Origin of the sequence: Citrobacter sp. L55 (assembly GCF_002850715.1) — a bacterium.
GTDB lineage: Bacteria > Pseudomonadota > Gammaproteobacteria > Enterobacterales > Enterobacteriaceae > Citrobacter > Citrobacter braakii.
Genome location: NZ_KZ559427.1, coordinates 3,750 through 26,199, shown reverse-complemented (window position 1 = coordinate 26,199; position 22,450 = coordinate 3,750). Strand labels below are relative to the sequence as shown.

Annotated in this window: 16 protein-coding genes; 5 read left to right on the top strand and 11 right to left on the bottom strand. The window is 50.2% G+C overall.

All coding sequences use genetic code 11. The features are described 5' to 3' along the window. Positions 1-29: 29 nt before the first annotated feature. The 7 genes from B9P82_RS26755 to B9P82_RS26725 all read right to left on the bottom strand — a co-directional run bounded on the left by B9P82_RS26755 (position 30) and on the right by B9P82_RS26725 (position 9,785). Positions 30-1,649, bottom strand: a complete 1,620-nt coding sequence (locus tag B9P82_RS26755) for an ISL3 family transposase (protein ID WP_101701314.1) — start codon at positions 1,647-1,649, stop codon at positions 30-32. Positions 1,650-2,125: 476 nt separating this feature from the next. Beyond that, entirely contained in the window at positions 2,126-3,088 is a 963-nt protein-coding gene (locus B9P82_RS26750; RefSeq protein ID WP_001028756.1) for an aminoimidazole riboside kinase, read from the bottom strand. A 113-nt stretch (positions 3,089-3,201) separates the two neighbouring features. After that, positions 3,202-4,215 carry an OmpG porin family protein gene (locus tag B9P82_RS26745; protein ID WP_000800716.1) on the bottom strand — a complete coding sequence of 338 codons (1,014 nt, stop codon included), beginning with the start codon at positions 4,213-4,215 and terminating at the stop codon, positions 3,202-3,204. 12 nt (positions 4,216-4,227) lie between these two features. Continuing rightward, complete coding sequence (locus B9P82_RS26740; RefSeq protein ID WP_101701313.1) at positions 4,228-5,721, bottom strand: glycoside hydrolase family 32 protein; 1,494 nt, start codon at positions 5,719-5,721, stop codon at positions 4,228-4,230. 14 nt (positions 5,722-5,735) lie between these two features. Beyond that, the gene (locus tag B9P82_RS26735; protein ID WP_101701312.1) at positions 5,736-7,001 is read right to left on the bottom strand and encodes an OmpG porin family protein; all 1,266 of its coding nucleotides are present in this window, start codon (positions 6,999-7,001) and stop codon (positions 5,736-5,738) included. Between the two features lie 92 nt (positions 7,002-7,093). Further along, positions 7,094-8,527 carry a glycoside hydrolase family 32 protein gene (locus B9P82_RS26730; protein ID WP_000202573.1) on the bottom strand — a complete coding sequence of 478 codons (1,434 nt, stop codon included), beginning with the start codon at positions 8,525-8,527 and terminating at the stop codon, positions 7,094-7,096. Positions 8,528-8,546: 19 nt separating this feature from the next. Beyond that, complete coding sequence (locus B9P82_RS26725; protein ID WP_001313400.1) at positions 8,547-9,785, bottom strand: MFS transporter; 1,239 nt, start codon at positions 9,783-9,785, stop codon at positions 8,547-8,549. Positions 9,786-10,025: 240 nt separating this feature from the next. Here B9P82_RS26725 and B9P82_RS26720 point away from each other — a divergent pair, with 240 nt between their 5' ends. Together B9P82_RS26720 and B9P82_RS26715 are read left to right on the top strand one after the other, a co-directional pair. Further along, a complete protein-coding gene (locus tag B9P82_RS26720) occupies positions 10,026-11,021 on the top strand; it encodes a LacI family DNA-binding transcriptional regulator (RefSeq protein ID WP_021514818.1) in 996 nt (331 codons plus the stop codon). Positions 11,022-11,452: 431 nt separating this feature from the next. Next, the gene (locus B9P82_RS26715; RefSeq protein ID WP_101701311.1) at positions 11,453-12,991 is read left to right on the top strand and encodes an IS66 family transposase; all 1,539 of its coding nucleotides are present in this window, start codon (positions 11,453-11,455) and stop codon (positions 12,989-12,991) included. A 1,167-nt stretch (positions 12,992-14,158) separates the two neighbouring features. Here the strand turns inward: B9P82_RS26715 and B9P82_RS26700 are convergent. The 4 genes from B9P82_RS26700 to B9P82_RS26685 form a co-directional block, all read right to left on the bottom strand. Beyond that, the gene (locus tag B9P82_RS26700) at positions 14,159-14,602 is read right to left on the bottom strand and encodes a putative zinc ribbon protein (protein ID WP_101701310.1); all 444 of its coding nucleotides are present in this window, start codon (positions 14,600-14,602) and stop codon (positions 14,159-14,161) included. Further along, on the bottom strand, positions 14,590-15,012 hold the full coding sequence (locus B9P82_RS26695) for a putative zinc ribbon protein (RefSeq protein ID WP_101701309.1): 423 nt from the start codon (positions 15,010-15,012) through the stop codon (positions 14,590-14,592). Before B9P82_RS26695 ends, B9P82_RS26700 begins: the two co-directional genes overlap by 13 nt. 288 nt (positions 15,013-15,300) lie before the next feature. Next, entirely contained in the window at positions 15,301-15,540 is a 240-nt protein-coding gene (locus B9P82_RS26690) for a helix-turn-helix transcriptional regulator (RefSeq protein ID WP_028016384.1), read from the bottom strand. A gap of 313 nt (positions 15,541-15,853) precedes the next feature. Beyond that, positions 15,854-16,423 (bottom strand): inovirus Gp2 family protein, encoded by a 570-nt coding sequence (locus B9P82_RS26685; RefSeq protein ID WP_101701317.1) that lies wholly within the window; start codon positions 16,421-16,423, stop codon positions 15,854-15,856. Positions 16,424-16,668: 245 nt separating this feature from the next. On the opposite strand from B9P82_RS26685, the gene B9P82_RS26680 reads away from it, so the two are divergent. The 3 genes from B9P82_RS26680 to B9P82_RS29185 form a co-directional block, all read left to right on the top strand. Then, positions 16,669-18,495 (top strand): ATP-binding protein, encoded by a 1,827-nt coding sequence (locus B9P82_RS26680; protein WP_101701308.1) that lies wholly within the window; start codon positions 16,669-16,671, stop codon positions 18,493-18,495. A gap of 1,616 nt (positions 18,496-20,111) precedes the next feature. Then, positions 20,112-21,080 carry a hypothetical protein gene (locus B9P82_RS26675; RefSeq protein WP_101701307.1) on the top strand — a complete coding sequence of 323 codons (969 nt, stop codon included), beginning with the start codon at positions 20,112-20,114 and terminating at the stop codon, positions 21,078-21,080. 520 nt (positions 21,081-21,600) lie between these two features. Further along, positions 21,601-22,450: GTPase family protein (locus tag B9P82_RS29185; protein WP_246842174.1), on the top strand; the 850-nt coding region annotated here is incomplete at its 3' end.

Genomic DNA, 22,450 nt, shown 5'->3' with positions numbered 1-22,450 from the left:
TGGGTCTTCCGCAACTTGGGTGGAGATTTTCATGCCAGAGGACTCATCACCCGTCGTCTCAGTAGCTCGAACCCGGCTCGGCCATACATTTGCCGTTTCAGCATCTTCAGACGATTTACATGGCCCTCGACAACACCATTACTCCACCTGCTGATTATGGCTTCACATATTGCCGCTGCATCGGTTTCCATCCCCGCAGATACACGTTGAAGTTCTGTTAAACCACTTTCGCTGACACGGGTGAACCACCTACTTAGCTGCGGTTTGTTTTTAGTTTTCAGGATTTGGTAGAACTCGAGTGCCAGTTGCTGCGCTATTTTCAGTTGCGGCTCTTTTTCGCACATCAGATTAATAAAACGAGAAGCGTAATTTTCTTCACCTCTGATGATTCGCCAGGGCATCAGCCAGCGGCTCACACGGGAAGCGGAAGGAGGTCGGGCGGCGGTGGTAACCGGCGGGAGCCAGCCTTTACGCCATCTGGCAACGGCGTCCCTGACGATGGTTTCGCTGCCTGTAAATCCCTTAGCCACCATTTCTCGCCATATCTGACTGGCATTGTGGTTTCCACTTTCCCGCTGTTCTTCAAGCCAGACCTTCCATGGATCCAGAAGTCCTCGTTTTGGTGGGCGGGTCGACATTTCGGGGAATGCCCCGGATTGTACCCATCGGCTTATAGTCACCCGGGATAAGCCAGTAATACGGGATATTTCCCTGAACCCGCATCCCTTATTATGCAATGCCATCACTTCCGTCCAGCGTTGATGTCGTTTTTTGCGGGTCTGCTGTTTCAGCCGTTCCGGGCGACGGAGTGATGATGGTGGCTCTACTGGCGTTGGCTCTGCTGATTTCTTTGGCGACAGCTCACTGGCAACAAGACGTATCAAAGGCATATATCTGTACATCATTCGTTCGAGTGCATCACCAATATTTTTCAGCAGATGCCAGCGATCTGCCACCTGCCTGGCTTGAGGTGCGCCTTCCCTGGCAGCCATAGCATAGATGCCACCGCGATCACGTGATACTACCTGTATCTCAGGATATTTTCTGAACCAGGATGCCAGTGCACGCCTGTCGCGTCCGGGAAGCAGAACCAGAGGGCGGTGAGTATCAAGGTTGACTATCAGCGTGCCGTAACGATGGCCCCGATACCAGGCCCATTCGTCGATCCCTACGTGAGGGGTACATGGTTGCTTTGTTTCAGGGGTAGTTATTACCCTACGAATAAGAGTATCCGCACTGGTCCGCAGGCCTGCTGCCGTTGCTGCCCGCTGTCCCGCTTCTCCACCGGCAATCACCCCTAGTTGATACTGTAATTTTTGCAGTGATTGCGAAGCCTGCTGTCGCGGACCAGCAAAAGGCTCTAAAGATTCGGCAAATATTTTGCGTGAACAGGATGGATTTCGGCAGTACCAGTGGCGAACGGCAAATATCAGCCAGAGAGTCTGTCCCGAACATGGCAGATGCTGTATCCGGCGGCGGCGTCGACTATGTACAGAAGTGCTGCGCTTCATGCATTCAGGGCAGTGCCCGGTTTTACGGGTCGCCTGTAAATGGATCGTCACTCCACCAGAGGTAGCGGTTTGCCGGATCGTTTGCCATCCGCAAGGCAACTGCAAAAGCGTCTTAAGTGAAGGCATCGCGTTATCCATAACTTAAAACAGCTTAGATCTTTGTTAACTAAAAAGTTTCATTGATTTTCTTCCACCCAAGTCGCGGAAGACCCAGTTTTGCACCGTTGGTAACANCTCCACCAGAGGTAGCGGTTTGCCGGATCGTTTGCCATCCGCAAGGCAACTGCAAAAGCGTCTTAAGTGAAGGCATCGCGTTATCCATAACTTAAAACAGCTTAGATCTTTGTTAACTAAAAAGTTTCATTGATTTTCTTCCACCCAAGTCGCGGAAGACCCAGTTTTGCACCGTTGGTAACAGCTATCCAGAGCATGCATTAATCTCCAGGAAAGCAAACTGTACTTATCTTTCTTAAGGTAATAGAAAAAGGGGCAGTATAAGGCTGCCCATACACAGCCATGATTATCTACAAAAGATATCTCATACTTCTAGAGGTCATAACTAACAATTGAAGATACGTTTGCTATATTCCTACACCATACAGCATGAAAAGTTGTTACACCGTAGCGGTTGCTCCAAGGATCTCATAGCCCGGTAATGGAAAATGATTAATGAACGTTTCCAGTGCGGCTGTATCAGGAAGGGCGGTAAGTGCACCTTTTTTGGTAGTTGCGAGCGCTCCGGTGGCACTGGCCTGAGTGATTGCTAATTGAAGTTCTGGAAAATTCATTGGCAAACCTTTATTGGCGATGCTGGCAAGTAACCCAGCCATAAAAGCATCTCCAGCGCCTGTTGTGTCAATACTTTTAACATTAAATCCTCTGAAATGTATCACCATATCTTGCCATAATACCAATGAACCTCTCGCACCAAAGGTGACCACTTTTAATCTGGCAGGATGGGTTTTGAGTGCTTCTAACGCCTCTGTATAATCATGTGTACCCATTAACCAGTACCACTCTTCTTCAGAGAGTTTAAGGATATCGGCTTTTTCAGCGAATTGACTCACCGTCGCAAACATTTCTTCCTTATCACGCCACATTTGGTCTCGTAAATTAACATCAAAACTGATAAGTCCACCGTGGTCAATGACTTCCTGGACTGCTTTAGTCAAAGTCGTGCGGCAATCTGCAGCAACCAGCGCAAGTGAACAAAAATGCAGGATATCATCACTAAAAGCTGGAAGGGCATCTTGTGTTAGAAATTGGTCGGCTGAAGGGTTCGTAAGAAATGTAAAACCACGTTCTCCCTGATCTTTAAGAGAAACCAGTACTGTACTTGTACGATGATATTTATCCATTTGGATACATTGTGTAGAAACTCCTGAATCTTCGAGAGTTTTTCTCAGGAAATGGCCAAAATCGTCATCCCCTACGCGACCTATAAAGCCGGTACGACATTTCAATTGTGCAGTACCTATCGCAACATTAAATGGCGCACCTCCTGCACAAGCACGAAATTGCATATCTGTAAGGGGTAGAAGATCAACAACAGCATCGCCAAGAGTCCAGATATTCATGATATTTCCTTAATAATAATTAACTTGTTTTTTTAAACGTGACCTGCGGTAAGGTCACTATTTTTACTAACGCTTCAGCGTGTTCAGGTGGCATGGATTATCCAGCGTACGGTTTAAAAGTTATAATCCAGCATCAGCTTATACTCAGTGGTAATGGCCTCACCGTTAGTGACCCAACTTCCGTTCTGTTTGATCAACGAACCAGTAACTTCTCCGGACACGGTAAAACGAGAGGTCAAAGGATAATTTGCCGATACCTTCAGGAAGCGATTGCGGGTATTCTGAAAGACTTCGCCATCCTCAGGTTGCGCATTGTATTTCTTATAATGACCATAACCGCCGCTGAGCGTTGTGGATAACTTCCCCCAGTTTCGCCAGACGCCGACTGACGTGGTCCAGCTTTTTTCGTCGATATCGCCCCACTGCGCCCTGTCTAAAATGGCAGATGCGAACTGCTGGCGGAACCAGACACCGGTGTTGTTATTAATAATGTATTGCACGCCCGGCTCAATCTGAAATGAACGCACGTCACGGTCGTTTTGCGACCCACCGCTGCGCCGGTGATCGATCTGCTGATACAGGTAGTTAAAGAATGAGAAATTATCCGTAACCCGAAGATCGGTAAAGAACTTAACGCGGCCTTGCCAGCGGTCTTCGATTGAGGCGCTTCCTCCCATCACATCCCAGCCATAGCGCAGACGCTTGTAAAAATATTCATGGCCGATGATCAACTGAGTCCACTGGTTTTGGCTGAGGTAAGACTGATCCTCCCACGTCCCGTTATAGTTAGTGGTTCTGCCCTCAGAGAAAGCCAGATACCAACCGGGTAACGCATCGTGCCGCATCACACCTTGTACAAACGTCAGCGAATCATTCCCATTGTGGAAATGGCTGTTACGCCAGTTATTATCCTCAATGGCATATTTCATTTTCAGTTGGCCATGAACGCGGCCACCGGCAGGATTGGAGGAGCGGGCTGAGGTCCACATAACATCTTCATCAAGATATGACCACGGGTCCACGGCGATAACCTTTCCAGACGGATCCTTCATGATGCTCATGCTCGCATTCGCCAGCGCGGGTAACATAAGAGTAAAAATAACAGACAGGGCATGATAGTTTTTCATAATAATATCCCGTTAAATCATTTCTTTTATTTTCAACGTCGCGTGAAAATGGTCGTTTTGAGGCAGGCTAATACTCCACGGTTTCTCCTGCATGGAATACATCCGGGTACTGAATGCCACTTTGTTGTTTATATAAAAGACAGCAATTGAGTTTTGCATGAGAACGCGTAACTCAATTTTTTCCCCGATCGGAATGTCCACCCAGGATTCCGCGTTAGCCTGATGAATCGACGCTAGCGGCGCGTTGAAAAAATAGACTTTTCCTTTGCTCTTATTGAACACAACGTTCAGCATCGCATCACTGACTCTGTCGTCGGTCAGACCAAAGCTCATCACCATTCCGGCAGAAGGAACATCGATGGTTGCACTCAACTCACCGCGCTCAGGCAAGGCCGGGTACAGCGCCGACTGTAAGGGGCCGAACGACGTGTCCGTTTTGAGCGTCTTAGTGCTCGTCAAGGTGGTTTCCGGACCAGGATTCTCACTGATGACCTTCTGAAGCTCCTGGGGGAGGATGCTGTTGAGCTGGCCCTGGGCATCTGCGGTGAGCTCATGAGCAACCAGATTCCCTGCCCAATCAATGTTGCCGCTGTCACGGTTACCGGCTTTCGTCGGGATCCAGCCGAAAACAAACAGCCGATCGTTTTTGAGAACCAGTTTACCCGCGTAAAAACCTGAGCCGTCGACCACATAATTGTCCAGTTTCCGCCACGGCCCCTCCGGATTGTCCGCAACCCGGTATTGTGTCAGGCGTAACGGCCATTGGTCGCTAAAGCTGAGATACCAGCGTCCGTTGAAGTAAACCAGTGTCGGGCATTCGAGGTTGGCATTGCTGGTGATGGTGTCGTTATCAAAAAATACGCCGCGATCTTCCCAGTGCTTTAAATCCGTTGAACTGTATCGGGCAATAACCCCACGACCGTTACTGCGCGTAGTAATTAACATCCAGTATTCTTTCTTTTCCTCAACCCAAACGACGTGAGGGTCCCTGAAATCATTACCCCGATAGTTACCGCCGGGTAACAGGGTGTCCTGCGGGTGTTTCACCCAGTGAAGGTGGTCCTTACTGGTCGCGTGCATAACAGACTCAACCGGGAACACATTTTCATTGTGTGCGGTGTACCAGGCATGCCAGGTATCGCCGACTTTAATAATCGAACCGGTTCCCAATAACAGTTCAGGATCGTCAACGTCGTTAACGTAGGGGATCACTTCCGAATGGTTCTGATAATCATACAAGTTGGCACTCGACAAGAGATGAAAAGCATGTACCCCCAGATCGCTGCCGCCTCGGACATCATTAAGATAATAAATATCAAATTTGCCATCGTTAAAAACGGGCATAGGGTCGCCCACGAATGAACCTTCAACCCTCGGAAAAAAGCCATTAATATGGGTGATGCTTTTATTCTGTAATGTCTCTTTCGAAGGCTGTGACCAGGCAGGGTTATTGCCGAGCGAAAGCGCAAGCAGAGCGAAAGATGCCGCAACTATTAATTTTTTCATGCTACACCTGAATATCAGAAGTTATAATTCACGCCAACCACGGTAAACGGATTCCATGAGTGACCGGTTGATGTCCAAAGTCCGGTTTCTTTCGTAAATTGTGCCTTGAATTCACCATATAATCGCACCTCACCAAATACCGGATAACTCAGCGTTCCACCGATAAACTTATAACGGCCGTCATAGAAAACTTCGCTGGCATTGCTGGCGTTATCTATTTTGTCCTGGCCAAATCCAACATACAGGGAGGTTAATAATGGATACCAGTTTCGCCAGAGCCCGGCCGTGACTTTCCATTCTTCTTCTACAATGTCGCCCCAGCTCTGACGCTCCTGGCGGTTATGGTAATAATAGGGCCGCAAATAGAGTCCGAGATCCGGATTCACGCGGTATTGAATGGCTGGCTCAATTTCGAAAATGTACTGCTCCAGATCGCCATTCCCCGGTTCGTTCCCCTGAGGCTGATACTCGCCATACGCGTATCCGGCCAGGCTCCATTTGTTGGACAGTCGCAGGTCCTGCCAGACTTTGAACCGGTTTTTCCAGCGTTTAGTTGCCGTTTCGGAGCCGACCATGACTTCCGTACCGATATTACCCCGCCAGGTTTCGAAAATATGGCCCACAAAAAATTCATTGATGGTATTGGTGCCTTTATAGTCCTGATTACTGAACTGTCCTTTATAACTGTCTTCTCTGGCATTCCAGAAACCGAAATACCAGTTAGGCAATTCATCGTGCCTTAAAAAAGCCTGAATGGTGGCGAGTTTAAACTTGCCGCTGTTTTTCTTATTATTGCTCCAGCGAACATCGTCAATTTCTATCTGAGATCCAATGTTCCCATGCAAGCCACCCACTTCCATGTTACGACCAATACTGTTCCAGTTAACCGGCGGATCTTCCTGCCTTAAACGCAACAGACTGACATCTTCAGGGTTATCCCCTTTAGGACGTTTTTCTACTGCAGTTTTCTTATTCTCCATTGGTGCCGATAACGTCACTGGCTTTGACGAGGTCGTGAGCTCAGGTTTTTGACCTGCAGCAACCGGAGAAGATGAAGCGCTAAGGGATGATTTTTCATTGCCTTGATTGGCTAATGAAACACTCGTACCGTTGGTGTCTGATTCATCCTGAAAATAGCTTTGATAGTTTCCTGTAACGTCTTCAGCAATGGCAGGAAATGCTGCTAATGTCACCATTAATGCCAGCATCTGTTTTCCTGGAACAAATATATTTTTATCTTTCGAGGTAATGCAATTTTGAGGTATTACGCTTTCATCCATTTTGCTCTCTCATTATTCCAGACAATAACATGCCAGCCAGAGACTGGCAGAAATAAAAACTCACCCTGCAAGAAACAGGTCGGAACGGAGAATTATTTATCTAAAGACCAGTATCCCGCATCGTATAATGAGGCCTTCCCCAGATTTGCAAACAATGAAATATCACGCTCGCCCGGCTGCGGATAAATACGACTGCTTAAGCAAGCGTCACCATCGTTAACAAAAACTTCCACCGATGAGCGGTCAATAAAAATTCGCAGTGACAGAACGCTGTCTGCTGGAAGCGGAATACTGCGAGTGCCTTCCAGCGAATATTCCGGATAGCGGCGCTCCACCACCAGACGCCCAGCCTGATCATCGACGTAAATTCTCAACCCGTCGCCCAACGCGATACCAAACTGTTCAGCCGTCGATGCGCTCAAATCCCATGCCAACTGAACTTCGACCGCGTCGGCATTTGCCGCGACAAGGACGTTCTGATTGTTCAGACAGCGGACGGGCGTGGGATAATAGCTGCCACGCAGCGCGGTCACTTCGGCAGCAGGTTTCATTCTCACACGACCATCGACAAGGCTTAATTCGCGAGGAAGCGAGAGCATTCCGGCCCAGCCATCCTGCTGTTCGGGCATCGATGATTCCCACATATCCAGCCACCCGATGACAATGCGTCGGCCATCCGGGGTCAGGAAACTCTGCGGGGCATAAAAGTCGTGGCCGTGGTCCAGCTCAGTAAATTGTCCGCTGTGGGTGAACGGTTGACCTGGCTGCCAGTCCCCAAGTAAATAGCCGCTCTGGAACAGGTTGCGATAGTGATACCCTTCCGCCGCCATGCCCTGCGGCGAGAACATCAGGACACGCTTCTCTCCCAGGGGGAAGAAATCCGGGCATTCCCACATAAAGCCCTTGCCTTCATCAGCCTCGGCGAAAATACCTTCGTCATGCCATTCGCGGAGATCGGTGGAACGGTACAGGCGCACCTGACCGGTATTTTCCACGCGGGAACCGACAACCATGTACCAGAACTCACCTTCGCGCCACACCTTCGGATCGCGAAAGTGATGCAGTCCGGGCGGTGTATCAATCACCTTGCCGTGCCGTTCAAAATGGATGCCGTCACGACTGGTCGCCAGACACTGCACCTGGTAGAGGTTGTCGTCAGTGTCCGACGGGCCGTGAAATTTATGTCCGGTATAGATGAGCGCCAGCGTATCGCCGTCCACCACGGCGGAACCTGAGAAACAGCCGTCTTTGTCCGCCGGGCCTTCCGGCGCTAGCGCGACGGGCAAATGTTCCCAATGCACCAGATCTTTGCTTCGGGCGTGCCCCCAGTGCATCGGACCCCATTTCGGGGAGTAGGGATGGTGTTGATAAAAGGCGTGATACCAGCCGTCAAACCATACCAGGCCATTAGGATCATTCATCCAGCCTGCGCGAGGGGCGAGGTGATAGCGCGGATACCAGCGCGGATTAATCCCGGATTGTGCTTTTTCAAGCACCTGTTCAGCCTGTTCTAATAAGGATGTCATCGTCTTTACTCTCAGTACATTACACAGCTTTTTGCTGCAGAAAAGATGGCTCAGATGAGGATTTAGTTGAGCGCAAAAGGAAAATGGAAATAAACGTGGTGCTGAACACCATGATGCCCATGATCAGATAGGATTGGGCGAAGCCAAATCTCTCATAGCTAAAGCCTGCCAGCGGGGACAATACGGTACCAATGACGGAGCTGGTGCAGGCAAATCCCACCAGATAAATGGTGGAGGAGAGACGTTTGTCGAAATTCAGACTGTTGTATTTAAATATGGCGACTAACAATATTGGCAGTTCGACCGCGTGAAGCAGTTTGGTAATGGAGATAAGCAGGGGGCCTTCCACCAGCCCTGAAGCAATCATGCGCAGCGCCATCACCATTCCTGCGAATATCAGACCATTTTTAGCACCAATGCGATTAACCAGCCACGGCGCACAAAACATACCTGCGGCCTCGAGAAAGACCTGGAAAGAGTTTAAATAGCCAAACATCTCGTTCCCTTCGCGTAATGTCGGGAACTGTGATGAGAAATAGACCGGGAATTGCTGATCGTATACGCCGTAAATGCAGGTTCCGACCACGAAGAATATCAGTGCCCAGAAGCGCGGCAGAGTAAGCAGACGCAGGGCGTCTTCCAGAGAAACTTTTTTAGCGCCAATTTCGAGTTTCTCCATGCTTGCCGGCGCGGCCACCTTTAATCGGGCCAGGAGGCAGAAGAAGATTAACCCTGAGCATGAAGCCACCAGGAAGTTAAGGTCAGGGTTGATATTAAACAGTAACCCGGCAAAAAACGTGGCAACCGCCCAGCCCAGAGACCCCCACATGCGTGCCCGCCCAAACTCAAAGGTACTCTGACGCGCGACGCGCTCGGTATAGGACTCCAGAACGCCGATACCCCCATTAAACGTCAGCCCGATAAATAAGCCCCCGAATACGCTGCCCAGCAGAATATTAACGCTCAGCAAATAACTAAAAAGCAGATAAGCCGGGCCGGAGAGGATCAACAACGCGGTGATAAACCATAACAAATGTTTGCGCAGACCAAGTCGGTCCTGAATAAAGCCATAACAGACCTGCGCGAAGAGCGCGGAGACGGATAATACTGAAAAAATAATGCCGGTTTCCGATGCTTTTAGCCCCACTTCCTGGTGAAGCCAGATTGAGAGCAGTGAACTTGATGAGGACCAGGTCACAAAGAAAAAGAACAGCAGAGCGCTGAGCAGCATGTAACTTCGAGTAGGCCGTTTTTTCATCTACGTAATCTCGTAAGAAGGATATGCTAATATGGTAACGTTATCATTTTGGGGGGACACTCGATTTTGATTTGTTTGTCGATGTTAATCACAAAAGTTAACGTTAACATTGAAATGTTGAGATCTAGCTCAAATTTATCAGAGTGGTCTGCATAACCCTGGGTGTCCATGCCTAGAATAGGGCATTCGCATTTGCTCACAACACCTTACCGGGTGTATGCATTCAGATAATGGAAAACTATGGCGTCTTTAAAGGATGTGGCCAAACTGGCCAATGTATCGCTCATGACGGTTTCACGGGTGCTGAATGACCCGAAACGCGTAAAGCCTGAGACTCTGGCTCGGGTGCAGGAGGCGATCATGCAGTTAAATTATGTGCCAGACCTTTCTGCCCAGCAGATTCGTCGTGTTGGCACCCGGAACAAAACGATTGGTGTGCTTGCGCTGGATACCGTCACCACTCCTTTTTCAGTAGAAATCACGCTGTCTATTGAAGAAACCGCGCGGGCGTATGGCTGGAACAGCTTTGTGGTGAATATGTTTACCGATGATAATCCCGACGATATTGTCGACCTGCTGCTCGCCCATCGCCCCGGGGGGATCATTTTTACTACCATGGGGCTGCGTGAAGTCAGTATTCCTCCCCGGTTACTGGAGCTTCCTTGCGTTCTGGCCAACTGCGAGAACAAGGGAGAGCCGGTTGCCAGCTATATACCTGACGATGAACATGGCCAGTATACGGCCGTACAGGCACTGCTGGCAGCAGGATACAGCCGCCCTCTATGCCTGCATTTACCCGTCAACCATCTGGCGACGCGTCGTCGTCGTCGTGGGCTTGATCGCGCCTGCAGGGAAGCCAGTATCGATCCTGATACGCTTGAGCACTGCTATATGCAATTCGGCGATGAGCACTACCGAGATATTCCGGAGATGTTGCTGGCGCATATCGAACAGGGGAAACCGCGATTTGATTCGGTCATCTGTGGTAACGATCGTATTGCATTTATGGTGTATCAAACATTGTTAACGCAGGGTATCAGAATCCCACAGGATATTGCCGTTCTTGGCTATGACAATCTTGTAGGCATTGGAAACTTATTTTTACCCCCATTATCCACGGTCCAGCTACCGCATTATGAAATTGGGCGCTTAAGTACACTGCACATTATCAATGGTGACACCCACCGGGATAAAGTGATAGTTGAGAGTCCCTGGCTTCCCCGCGAGTCAATCTAGTTGTATTTGATTTGGCCAAATACCTTACGGATGTGTTGCCTTACCTGCGAGGATGACTTCACTAAGGTGTTTATAACGATCACTGTTGCCTTTGTGATTTGATGCATTCAGAATTCACGTATTCTGGACAGCGTGGCGCTGATTCGCGGCTATCATAAAGTAACTGTTGGTTAAGCATCTTAGTACAGAGTTAGCGTACACGCTTAAGTTGAGCAGCCCCGTTGATTAATGCGGCGCTATATTCGTAATGCATCTATCCGAGGGTGATGATGAGTGTAACGCTCAGCTCCGCGCTCAAAGCGAACCTTCAGTTCAGTTCGTTTTGACCTGCTCCCTGAGAATTCACACAGAAGGTTGTTAGCAATGTCCGTTGATCGCTCAAAGCTGACCTTCACATGCCCCCCATCTAGATTGAATCCTTTTAGATCTCAATAGATGGTTGCAAATTAAGAGGGTATCTTCTGCTGAAACAGCGCCTGGCCGAACAGGAAGCGCTGATCCACGCCCTGCAGGAAAAGTTGAGCAACCGGGAGCGTGAAATAGACCATCTGCAGGCGCAGCTGGATAAACTACGCCGGATGAACTTTGGCAGTCGTTCCGAAAAAGTCTCTCGCCGTATCGCACAGATGGAAGCTGACCTGAACCGGCTGCAGAAGGAAAGTGATACACTGACTGGTCGGGTGGATGACCCGGCAGTGCAGCGCCCTCTGCGCCAGACCCGTACCCGCAAACCGTTCCCCGACTCACTCCCCCGTGACGAAAAGCGACTGATGCCAGTAAAGCCGTGCTGCCCGGACTGCGGTGGTGCGCTGAGCTACCTGGGTGAAGATACCGCCGAACAACTGGAGCTGATGCGCAGCGCCTTCCGGGTTGTCCGGACCGTGCGGGAAAAACACGCCTGCACAAAATGCGACGCTATCGTGCAGGCGCCCGCGCCTTCACGCCCCATCGAGCGGGGCATCGCCGGACCGGGTCTGCTGGCCCGCGTGCTGACCTCAAAGTATGCAGAGCATACCCCGCTGTACCGCCAGTCTGAAATATACGGCCGCCAGGGTGTGGAACTGAGCCGTTCACTGCTGTCGGGCTGGGTGGATGCATGCTGCCGGCTGCTGTCCCCGCTGGAAGAGGCGCTTCAGGACTATGTCCTGACCGACGGTAAACTCCATGCCGATGATACCCCCGTCCAGGTGCTGTTGCCGGGTAATAAGAAGACGAAGACCGGGCGGTTGTGGACGTATGTTCGCGATGACCGCAACGCCGGGTCAGCAGTCGCGCCGGCAGTGTGGTTCGCCTACAGTCCCGACAGAAAAGGCATCCATCCGCAGACCCATCTTGCCGGCTTCAGCGGTGTGCTGCAGGCGGATGCGTATGCCGGGTTCAACGAGCTGTTCCGGGATGGCCGGATAACGGAAGCCGCCTGCTGGGCTCATGCCCGCCGTAAAATCCACGATGTGCACGTCCGCACGCCGTCGGCCCTGACGGATGAAGCCCTGAAGCGTATCGGCGAGTTGTATGCCATCGAGGCGGAAATAAGGGGAATGCCGGCGGAACAGCGCCTTGCCGAACGTCAGTTGAAAACGAAACCGCTGCAGAAATCCCTGGAAAGCTGGCTACGTGAAAAGATGAAAACCCTGTCGCGACACTCAGAACTGGCGAAAGCGTTCACGTATGCACTGAACCAGTGGCCGGCACTGACGTACTATGCAGATGATGGCTGGGCTGAGGCGGACAATAATATCGCTGAAAATGCGCTGCGGATGGTCAGTCTGGGGAGAAAGAACTGGCTGTTCTTCGGCTCAGACCACGGAGGAGAGCGAGGAGCGTTGCTGTACAGTCTGATCGGGACGTGCAAACTGAACGGCGTGGATCCAGAAAGCTACCTCCGTTATGTGCTTAACGTTATAGCAGACTGGCCGATCAATCTGGTGAATGAACTGCTCCCCTGGCGCGTAGCACTGCCAACTGAATAACACATCCCCGTCAATACGGTTCTCGCTGGACGCTTACGTTTGTTCCGGGGGTAAGGTATCGTGAGTTTTTTTCATTCAAAAATTATATCGGCGCAGCAGAGATCGGGGAAGACCGGGATAAGGTGCGTATTTTCAGACCTGAATTAACTGCCATCTTCTTTGCTTACAGACACAATTACCTTCACGGACAAACCACACCCGTTCTGGCTGTCATCACGGGAGATACCATTTCATTCACCCGGGCTTGTAACTGACTGAATGGCTGTGAAAATGAACACCGTCCTGTGCGACTGATAATGAAAGACGCCATACGGGTGACGTTGCTATCAGTACCCGTCACCGTGCACCATGCCTCTCTGAGTACCCCGCTCATCTCCTGCTGCACGACCTCATCTCGCCAGACTCCCAGCGTATCAAGATTCATCAACAGCACCATTTTACACTCTGGCGCACTGACAGACTCCCACATCCAGCGCAGTACTGTGGGAGGTGAAGGACGGCGTGCCTGCTGGCACTGGCGCGAATATTCGCCGGTCCGCTGCCAGACTTCGGTGTGAAANAGCGTATCAAGATTCATCAACAGCACCATTTTACACTCTGGCGCACTGACAGACTCCCACATCCAGCGCAGTACTGTGGGAGGTGAAGGACGGCGTGCCTGCTGGCACTGGCGCGAATATTCGCCGGTCCGCTGCCAGACTTCGGTGTGAAAACGCAGAATCAATGACCGGTATTCGCTCATGGCTTCACAATACGGCAATTTCAGCGTTAAGCTGAATGCCGCCAGTCGCGGGTAATGGTCAACAGCCTGTTGCAGAAATGCTCGCGTACTGAAGGCATCCGCGCTGACAGCATCGGACGCCCGTGTGTAAGAATGATTCACAATNCGCAGAATCAATGACCGGTATTCGCTCATGGCTTCACAATACGGCAATTTCAGCGTTAAGCTGAATGCCGCCAGTCGCGGGTAATGGTCAACAGCCTGTTGCAGAAATGCTCGCGTACTGAAGGCATCCGCGCTGACAGCATCGGACGCCCGTGTGTAAGAATGATTCACAATGCAAACTCTCTTTGGGTTAAATCAGGGAGAACACCGCCTCTACGGCGGTATCGGGTTCATAAGGATGGGGGGACTATCCGGAACTGCAGATATAATTTATCTGCCAGTTAGCCTCTTCGATGCTGTAGATACCGGTCTGGCACCGGTAACAGTGCTTCACGCCCTGATAATGGNTCTTCGATGCTGTAGATACCGGTCTGGCACCGGTAACAGTGCTTCACGCCCTGATAATGGTCACCGCACCACACACAGTACCAGGACAGCGTCATCACCGTTGCATCCAGTCCGTTGAGCATATTGCGCAGCTTCCTGTGCCGGGCCTCAGCTTTCACTTCCGGGTCAAGATGAGCACAGTTCATCAGCACATCCCGGGCCACGCTCTGCGTATCGTGTTCAAACCACGCCGGGTCGCTGAAAGTGCCGGCATGCAGCACCAGACGACAACCACAGGAAGCACAACTCCATATTTGCCCCGGTGCGCTCATGGCCTCACCGGCCGTCACAAAGTGACCTTCGCGGTCATTTGCAAGGTAACATTTCAGTACGCGCATGCCGTTACCTCTGCAGTGTGGATTTCAGCATCAGAGAGTGTCCTGCTGAACTCACCGGTCCGGCAGCTCAGGCAGTAGCGCTCGCCATGGTAATTGCTGTCGCAGCCACTACAGTACCAGTCATCCTGGTAAACCAGCGGGCGGGCATGCGGTACATAAGATTTAAGTTGCCGGTTATGACGGGCCTCCTCAGGCTCTGGTCTGACATATGGACAATGCTGTCGCCCGTTATCCGTCAGCATGTCAATTTGGTGTTCAAAGTAAGGTCGCTCAGTGTTGTATTCAGGATGGTATCGCAGCGCACTACCGCACAGGTGGCAGGTGTAGCGGTCATACGGATACCGTTGTGCTGTTCTGGCTCCGGTGAGACAACCATTACCGTCAAGGGCTATGAAAGATTTGGCATACATCGTGGAACTCCTTACCGCCAGACGACACGCAGGCGTAAGCCGCCCCGGTATGGGCAGCATGGCAGTGTGAATGGCGGGTCAGTTATGCGTTAGCGAAAGATGATTCGTGGTATTCAGTCTCTGCGGGCCGCCGGGGTTACAGTTGTGCAGGCGCTACAGAAGTGCGAAAACAAACGGGGCAGGGTCTGGCACCGCAATACTGTCGCCGGCAACGGGGACACTTCCAGCGTGCAGGGATGTTCTGTGGTTTAGTACGGCGTTGTTTTTCCATCAGGAGACCTCGTCTGCTCAGGCGCCACGGGAATCTGCAATACGCTGCTGCATCCAGGTTTCCACCTCGCTTCTGCGCCAGCGGGAGCTGCGGCCCAGCTTGATGGGTTTAGGAAACAGGCCGTCGCCAATCAGTTTATAGAACCACTTGTCCGTCATACCGGTGTACGTGGTGATAAAGGTCATGTCGATTAGCGGGTCCTGAGCTGAAAGCAGTGTGTCAGGACTGGCATTAATGTTCGAATTCGTCGTGGTCATGGTATTTTTCTCCCTCTGAGGATATGGCTGTCGGGAGACGTCCGGTGGTGGTTGAATTATGGGGTTACCGGTTCGCCTCAGAGGATAGGGGAACGTTGTAAAAAATTACCAGGCCCATACCATCAGGCCTGGTAAATCGAGGNCGAATTCGTCGTGGTCATGGTATTTTTCTCCCTCTGAGGATATGGCTGTCGGGAGACGTCCGGTGGTGGTTGAATTATGGGGTTACCGGTTCGCCTCAGAGGATAGGGGAACGTTGTAAAAAATTACCAGGCCCATACCATCAGGCCTGGTAAATCGAGGTATGTCTGACTCAGCCGCGGCTGCAACCGAAATTACGTTCACCATCACCGGTGACTTTGGTTTCGCGTTTGGCAAGATAAGCGGCCTGCGCCAGCGCCTGTTGAAGCTCTGTGGTATTACCACGCGTCAGCCAGGACACCGGGCTCTTAGGGAAGCGGGCCAGAACGGCATGCGCCTGTGCATCCACCTTCAGGGCACTGCACCACGCCTGTTTAATCATACCTGCAAGCGAATCCGGGTCCTGGTAATCCCCCGGCCCGCACCACGTATCGCGGTTCAGCAACAGCACCGCGTGGTAATGCTTCTTCCCTTTGATTTCACCAAACTCCCGCGCCCAGACAAAACGTAGCGTGGTCGGCCAGACGCGTTTTCCCTCGCGACGTTGACGCTCCTGAAGGGCAGCAATGCGGGCTTTCAGGGCATCGGTGAAGCGGGAGATAACGGCCGCATCGGTGGCCGCTGGCGTATCCGGCAGACGGAGGTCAACACGCAGGGCCAGTAAGCGGGTGTAAGCGTTAAGTGCACAACTGAAGGTATCGGCGATGCGTTGCTGCCAGTAAGGGTCGTATGTGTAACTCATCAAAATGGACTCCGGTGGGTTATCGTTCATAACCATTACCGGTGTCGTTAAAAAAAACTTTTCGGGAAGCCTGCCATCGCAATGCCGGAGCGGATTGCCGTGTGCCACATGAAAATATCGTCACCCTTCGCGGTGCTGTGCGCTTACATCAGGAGATAAATCAAACAGCCGTCAATAAAAATGTTCACCTGCCCGGTAGAATAACGGGCAGTTCAACTGAGCGGTTTCATCAAAAGGGAAAAGACATGCGACTGAAAAGTGTGGCAGTTAAAAATTTTCGCTGTTATGCACAAGAAGTAAGCGTTGAATTTGATGACCTGACAACCTTTGTCGGACGCAACGACATTGGCAAATCGACAATCCTTGAAGCACTGGAGATCTTCTTCAACAACAGTGTGGTATCTATCGAAAAGGGCGATGCCTGTATTCACAGCCGGCAGGACAATGTGGAGATCACCTGCGAATTTATCGAGCTTCCCCCTTCCCTCACGCTCGACTCTGGCGCGGAAACTACCCTCAAGGAAGAGTTTCTGCTGACGGGAAACGGCTCACTGAAAATCCGTAAGATCTTTAACTGCAGTAACAAAAAGCCGACTGCCGAGATTTTTGTCATTGCAAACCATCCCACGGCTGCTGGTTTTGAGAACCTTCTGGAACTGAAGGAAAAAGAACTTCAGGCCAGGGTGAAAGAACTGGGGCTCAATGTTTCGCTTAAGGGGAATCCCGGGATGCGAAAAGCCATATGGGCCGCCTCAGCAGATCTTCAACTGACGGAAACACAGCTTCCCGTCAGTAAAGCCAAAGAGGACACAAAGCGTATCTGGGAGCAAATCGAGAGCTGGTTGCCCATGTTCGCACTCTTCCAGAGCGACAGAAGTAGCCGGGATTCCGACGATGAAGTACAAAGTCCGATGAAAGCCGCCATCACGGCTGCACTGGCAGAAGTCCAGGACGACATCGCCAGGATCCAGTTGAAGGTCCAGCAAAAAGCTGAAGAGATTGCCCGAAACACACATGAAGCGCTGAAGACCATTGAGCCGGGTCTTGCACGCGAGCTTACACCTGAATTTACCCCTCCCACACCGGCAAAATGGCAGGGGCTGTTCTCCGTTGGTCTCAATACTGACGGAGGGATTCCGCTGAATAAGCGTGGCAGTGGTGTCCGTCGCCTGGTGCTGGTGAGCTTTTTTAAGGCTGAAGCGGAACGACGCCTGAAATCCAGTAATCGTCGCAGTATCATCTACGCCATTGAAGAGCCCGAAACCTCACAGCATCCTAATTACCAGCGGATCCTGATTGAGTCATTTAAATCCCTGTCCCTCGAAGCTGGTTGCCAGGTTATCCTTACCACACACAGTCCGGGCTTTGCTGCAGAGCTGCCGGGTGAAAGCATTCGCTTTGTTTCCCGTGATGCCGCTACCGGGCAACCGACCATTCAGGCTGGTGCTGATGTTTTCGGCATCGTTACCGATACACTGGGCGTCACACCAGACAACCGGGTCAGACTGCTGTTCTGTGTCGAAGGACCAACCGATGTCGCCGCCTTTAAGGCTCTCAGTAAAGCGTTGCACGCAGAAGACAACACCCTTCCAGATCTGGAGAGTGATGAACGTGTGGCGTTTATCGTACTGGGTGGGGGAACGCTCAAGCACTGGGTCAATGAAAATTATCTACGTGCCCTGAACCGCAGGGAAATTCATATCTACGATCGTGATGTTCCTGCTTATGCCGAAGCAGTCAATGCCGTTAATGCACGTGCCAACGGATGCTGGGCAGCACAGACGCTGAAACATGAAGTCGAAAGTTATCTTCATCCCGATGCCATTCACGAAGCTTTTGGTGTGATGATCGACGTCACCGACCATCCTGTCGGCGGTAAAGCTACCCCTAAAGTGTTTGCAGAAGCCTATTCACTGGCACAACGCTTTGACGGTGTGATGAAGGATAACGCCGCCAAAGCCCGACTGGCAGAACGGGCGTTCCCGTTGATGAATGCTGCCCGTATACACGAACGCGATCCTGAGGGTGAAGTTGTCGGCTGGATGCGGAGGATACGTGATATGCTTCAGTGATGCCGAAAAATCCAGATAGCGCTTTCTGTTCCAGGACTGGCTGCCAACAATAACCCGGAGAGCACACTGCATCACCCAGATCCCTCCCCGGGACAAACGGTGTGCCTCCCGGCATGAAAAATGATTAACCGGTAACGTCTTCCCCCGTTTGATTAAACGCCCGGACATTACCCAACCTGCCGATAACAATGCAGAAACGGATATTAACGTTCTGGTCAGCCAACAGCGGTTTATATCATCATCTAAAACGCGCTGTAACGCGTCAGGTTCAATATACCCAAGCCATTCACAGATTTCTGTTAGCGTTAGCTTTTATGCGATTACAGGGGATTACAGAAAGCCTCTGTGATATCCAGGGATTATAACGCTACCGCTTATCAAATAATTCCCGCTAATGTGTTAATCGTACCCCATGCATAGGCAGCTTTAATGGTAGCAATAAGCAACCTTCGACTTCGTCATCTGGTCTACGGTATATGCATGGGTTATGACTCCCGACACAGACTACAGTCCTGGATTATGGTATCGTTGATGTAATCAATACTCCGGTACCTATCCAGCGGGTTAACACAATCCTTTTAACTGAATTGATTATTGCATGACTTGTCATAGCCAGTTCTCGTAATAACACGCTAAGCAGACAGACTAAAACCATAGCGATCACTATGTATTTACACTTCGAAAAACACTGCCTTACGCTCAGGCTACCCCCTGCAATATTATCTATCGCCCCCTTCCCTGAAGGTTTATACACCAGCAACAATATCACTAAATTTAATACCCAACCTATCCTCTCGTTTACATAGCATTATTTCAAAATAACTATCCCTTCCTGATATCTGATACCTGATAAATAGAAATAGCTGAATTCAGGTACTATCCGACAAGCAACCTCACCTGTCGGTTGATATCATCGATAACTACCTTTTTAACTGTAATACCTCCATTCAGGTTATACTCTCCCAGACTGTCATTCATCCTTCTGAACAATACTCTTGTCTTAATTGTTAGTTACCCATAAAGATAGCCCCTTCTTTAATATATTAATACCAATCCAACATATCAGACATAACTGCAATACCAGAGCAGGCTGCATCAGGCCAGCGTTATACGCGATAAAAGCCATACATATTCACTCTGGAATTATCTCTTCAGCAAGAAGAATAAAAAAACCGAGACATCACATGACCTCAACCTGTTAATACCCTTCTCCAAAGAAGCCCTTACTCCTGCTACTGAACCACAAATTATAAATACGAAGGGTGAACCCTGTGTGATGCCGTCAATACGTCCTGAGTAAAAACAGACATCACTGATGGAGGTGAAGACGATAGCGTGCAGGAAGACGAATAAGAGGATAAGATGAGCTTGCAGAGAGCTATGCAAGCATGAAAAAGGCAGAAAAACAGAGACAGGAAAGAGTAAAAACATTAAAAATAACGATGATAATACCGTAGTAAAACCTTTAACCAACCCACATCAAACCAGCATATCACTTCACGATGACTACCAGATGCATTTTTTAGTGACGATAAAACCATCATCATGCTACTGTATTTCTACGATAATCACCACACCAACCACTACTGTGTAGTTTAGTTTATGAGATACTGATAATGGCAATAAATTATAATGATGGCAGGAAAACACCGATAAAGACCCGCGACAGCCGAATCTGTAATTTCTGTCTTGACTGGCTGGGTATTAATAAAAACATCAGAACAAATGGCGTAAACCGTCAGGATGCAGACAGCTGCCATCAGGTCGCCAATCAACTCATCAATCAGCACTACCCTGATAAAGAACAGCAGGACAGACTTCTGGAAGAAATAAATACCGCCTGCAACGAGAATATTTTACCGGCTGACCGTTTTGACTGGCTTGAACGCGATGAACGGGCCGCTTTCTGGTTATGGGGTTATCTTTATACCGTAGGAGATTTGACGCTTGGGATTTCTTCATCAAGAGATGCACGTTACGATCAGAACTGGTATCAGTTCCTTCAGCTCAATAAATCCCCGACAAGTCACCGGGAAAGAATGCAGTTGCTCTTCAATTTCTTTGACTGGATTATTATTCCTGCCCCACCGGTTAATCACCTCAAGAGCCAGGTAATGGACAGGCTCAAAGACCAGTGGAAAAATATTTACAGCAAACCCGTCCCGCTGAAATGGTTACCTGATGAAGAAGAGGCGGTACAGTGGGCATGGAATAGCCTTAAATCACTACAGGAAGAAAGAAATGTACCCACCGGCGGGCTTTCATTTATGCTTTCATCTCCGGGATTGAGTACCTGGTTTACTCCTCTGAGTCATTCTGAGCGCAATTTAGCCCTGCGTGCCGCGATCGATTTATGGGATGATGCTCCGGATACAAAGCGTTTATTCCTGCTGAATCTGAATAAAGCCTGGAACCAGCAAAAATTGCGCCAGTCCCGTACTGATAAAAAAGCGCTGAACACATATCTTAAGAACGAAACCAAAACGCGACTCGACTTTATGGCTGATCGTAGCGGGGTTCGTATCAGCGATATGCTGGAAATTTTGATTAATGAACATTACCGGAAAACCTGCGGTGGTGAATAAATTTTCTCCCTGACTACAGAAGTGAATGAAAGTCTCAATCATACAGACCAGAAATTACATTCAAAAAAATTTCAGACCTATATTACCTGTGTGAGAACGGCAGCAGAAATGCTGCCATTTTATTATTCCACTCACGGAGGNTTGATTAATGAACATTACCGGAAAACCTGCGGTGGTGAATAAATTTTCTCCCTGACTACAGAAGTGAATGAAAGTCTCAATCATACAGACCAGAAATTACATTCAAAAAAATTTCAGACCTATATTACCTGTGTGAGAACGGCAGCAGAAATGCTGCCATTTTATTATTCCACTCACGGAGGTTAATGTGTCCGATAAAACTGAACAGGGCCTTGATGCCCTGAAGCAACAGCTGTCTATCCTGCCCGAAACACTCTCCCGCACAATACTGAACCGCATCCGGCAGCANTACATTCAAAAAAATTTCAGACCTATATTACCTGTGTGAGAACGGCAGCAGAAATGCTGCCATTTTATTATTCCACTCACGGAGGTTAATGTGTCCGATAAAACTGAACAGGGCCTTGATGCCCTGAAGCAACAGCTGTCTATCCTGCCCGAAACACTCTCCCGCACAATACTGAACCGCATCCGGCAGCATATCCATTATGAGCCAGTGATTGGCATTATGGGTAAAACAGGAAGTGGCAAAAGTTCGCTCTGTAACGCGCTCTTTCAGCAGCCCCTCAGCCCGGTCAGCGATGTGCAGGGCTGTACCCGTGAACCGCTTCGCTTCTCGCTCGATATCGGCGGGCGCCGCATGACGCTGGTCGATTTGCCCGGTGCAGGTGAAACCCTGGACTATGACCGTGAATACCGGCAGTTGTATAAAGAGCAGTTACCGACGCTGGATCTTATCCTCTGGGTGATGAAGGCGGATGACCGGGCCTGTGCTACTGATGAGGCATTTCACCGGTTCCTGCTCAAATGCGGTGTCTCATCAGGCAGCATNCTGGACTATGACCGTGAATACCGGCAGTTGTATAAAGAGCAGTTACCGACGCTGGATCTTATCCTCTGGGTGATGAAGGCGGATGACCGGGCCTGTGCTACTGATGAGGCATTTCACCGGTTCCTGCTCAAATGCGGTGTCTCATCAGGCAGCATTGTCTTCGTCATTAACCAGGCCGACAAGGCAGAACCCTCGCTGGAATGGGACAGGGATGCATGCCAGCCCTCCACCGGCCAGCTACTGACACTGACTGCCCGGAGCGCATCCATCTCGCGGCAGTTCTCCTGTCCTTATCCGGTGCATGCAGTGTCGGCAAAAACCGGCTACAACCTGGCCCGTCTGGTCGAAACAATGATATTCGCCCTGCCCCCGGAGGCCAGCAGCGGCGTGTTTAGTC

Excerpts from the sequence above, each read along its gene's own strand:
- B9P82_RS26725 (WP_001313400.1), bottom strand. The coding sequence starts at position 9,785 with ATGAAAAAACGGCCTACTCGAAGTTACATGCTGCTCAGCGCTCTGCTG.
- B9P82_RS26685 (WP_101701317.1), bottom strand. The coding sequence starts at position 16,423 with ATGAGTTACACATACGACCCTTACTGGCAGCAACGCATCGCCGATACC.
- B9P82_RS26695 (WP_101701309.1), bottom strand. The coding sequence starts at position 15,012 with ATGTATGCCAAATCTTTCATAGCCCTTGACGGTAATGGTTGTCTCACC.
- B9P82_RS26690 (WP_028016384.1), bottom strand. The coding sequence starts at position 15,540 with ATGACCACGACGAATTCGAACATTAATGCCAGTCCTGACACACTGCTT.
- B9P82_RS26720 (WP_021514818.1), top strand. The coding sequence starts at position 10,026 with ATGGCGTCTTTAAAGGATGTGGCCAAACTGGCCAATGTATCGCTCATG.
- B9P82_RS26675 (WP_101701307.1), top strand. The coding sequence starts at position 20,112 with ATGGCAATAAATTATAATGATGGCAGGAAAACACCGATAAAGACCCGC.
- B9P82_RS26680 (WP_101701308.1), top strand. The coding sequence starts at position 16,669 with ATGCGACTGAAAAGTGTGGCAGTTAAAAATTTTCGCTGTTATGCACAA.
- B9P82_RS26750 (WP_001028756.1), bottom strand. The coding sequence starts at position 3,088 with ATGAATATCTGGACTCTTGGCGATGCTGTTGTTGATCTTCTACCCCTT.
- B9P82_RS26755 (WP_101701314.1), bottom strand. The coding sequence starts at position 1,649 with ATGGATAACGCGATGCCTTCACTTAAGACGCTTTTGCAGTTGCCTTGC.
- B9P82_RS26735 (WP_101701312.1), bottom strand. The coding sequence starts at position 7,001 with ATGGATGAAAGCGTAATACCTCAAAATTGCATTACCTCGAAAGATAAA.
- B9P82_RS26730 (WP_000202573.1), bottom strand. The coding sequence starts at position 8,527 with ATGACATCCTTATTAGAACAGGCTGAACAGGTGCTTGAAAAAGCACAA.
- B9P82_RS26740 (WP_101701313.1), bottom strand. The coding sequence starts at position 5,721 with ATGAAAAAATTAATAGTTGCGGCATCTTTCGCTCTGCTTGCGCTTTCG.
- B9P82_RS26745 (WP_000800716.1), bottom strand. The coding sequence starts at position 4,215 with ATGAAAAACTATCATGCCCTGTCTGTTATTTTTACTCTTATGTTACCC.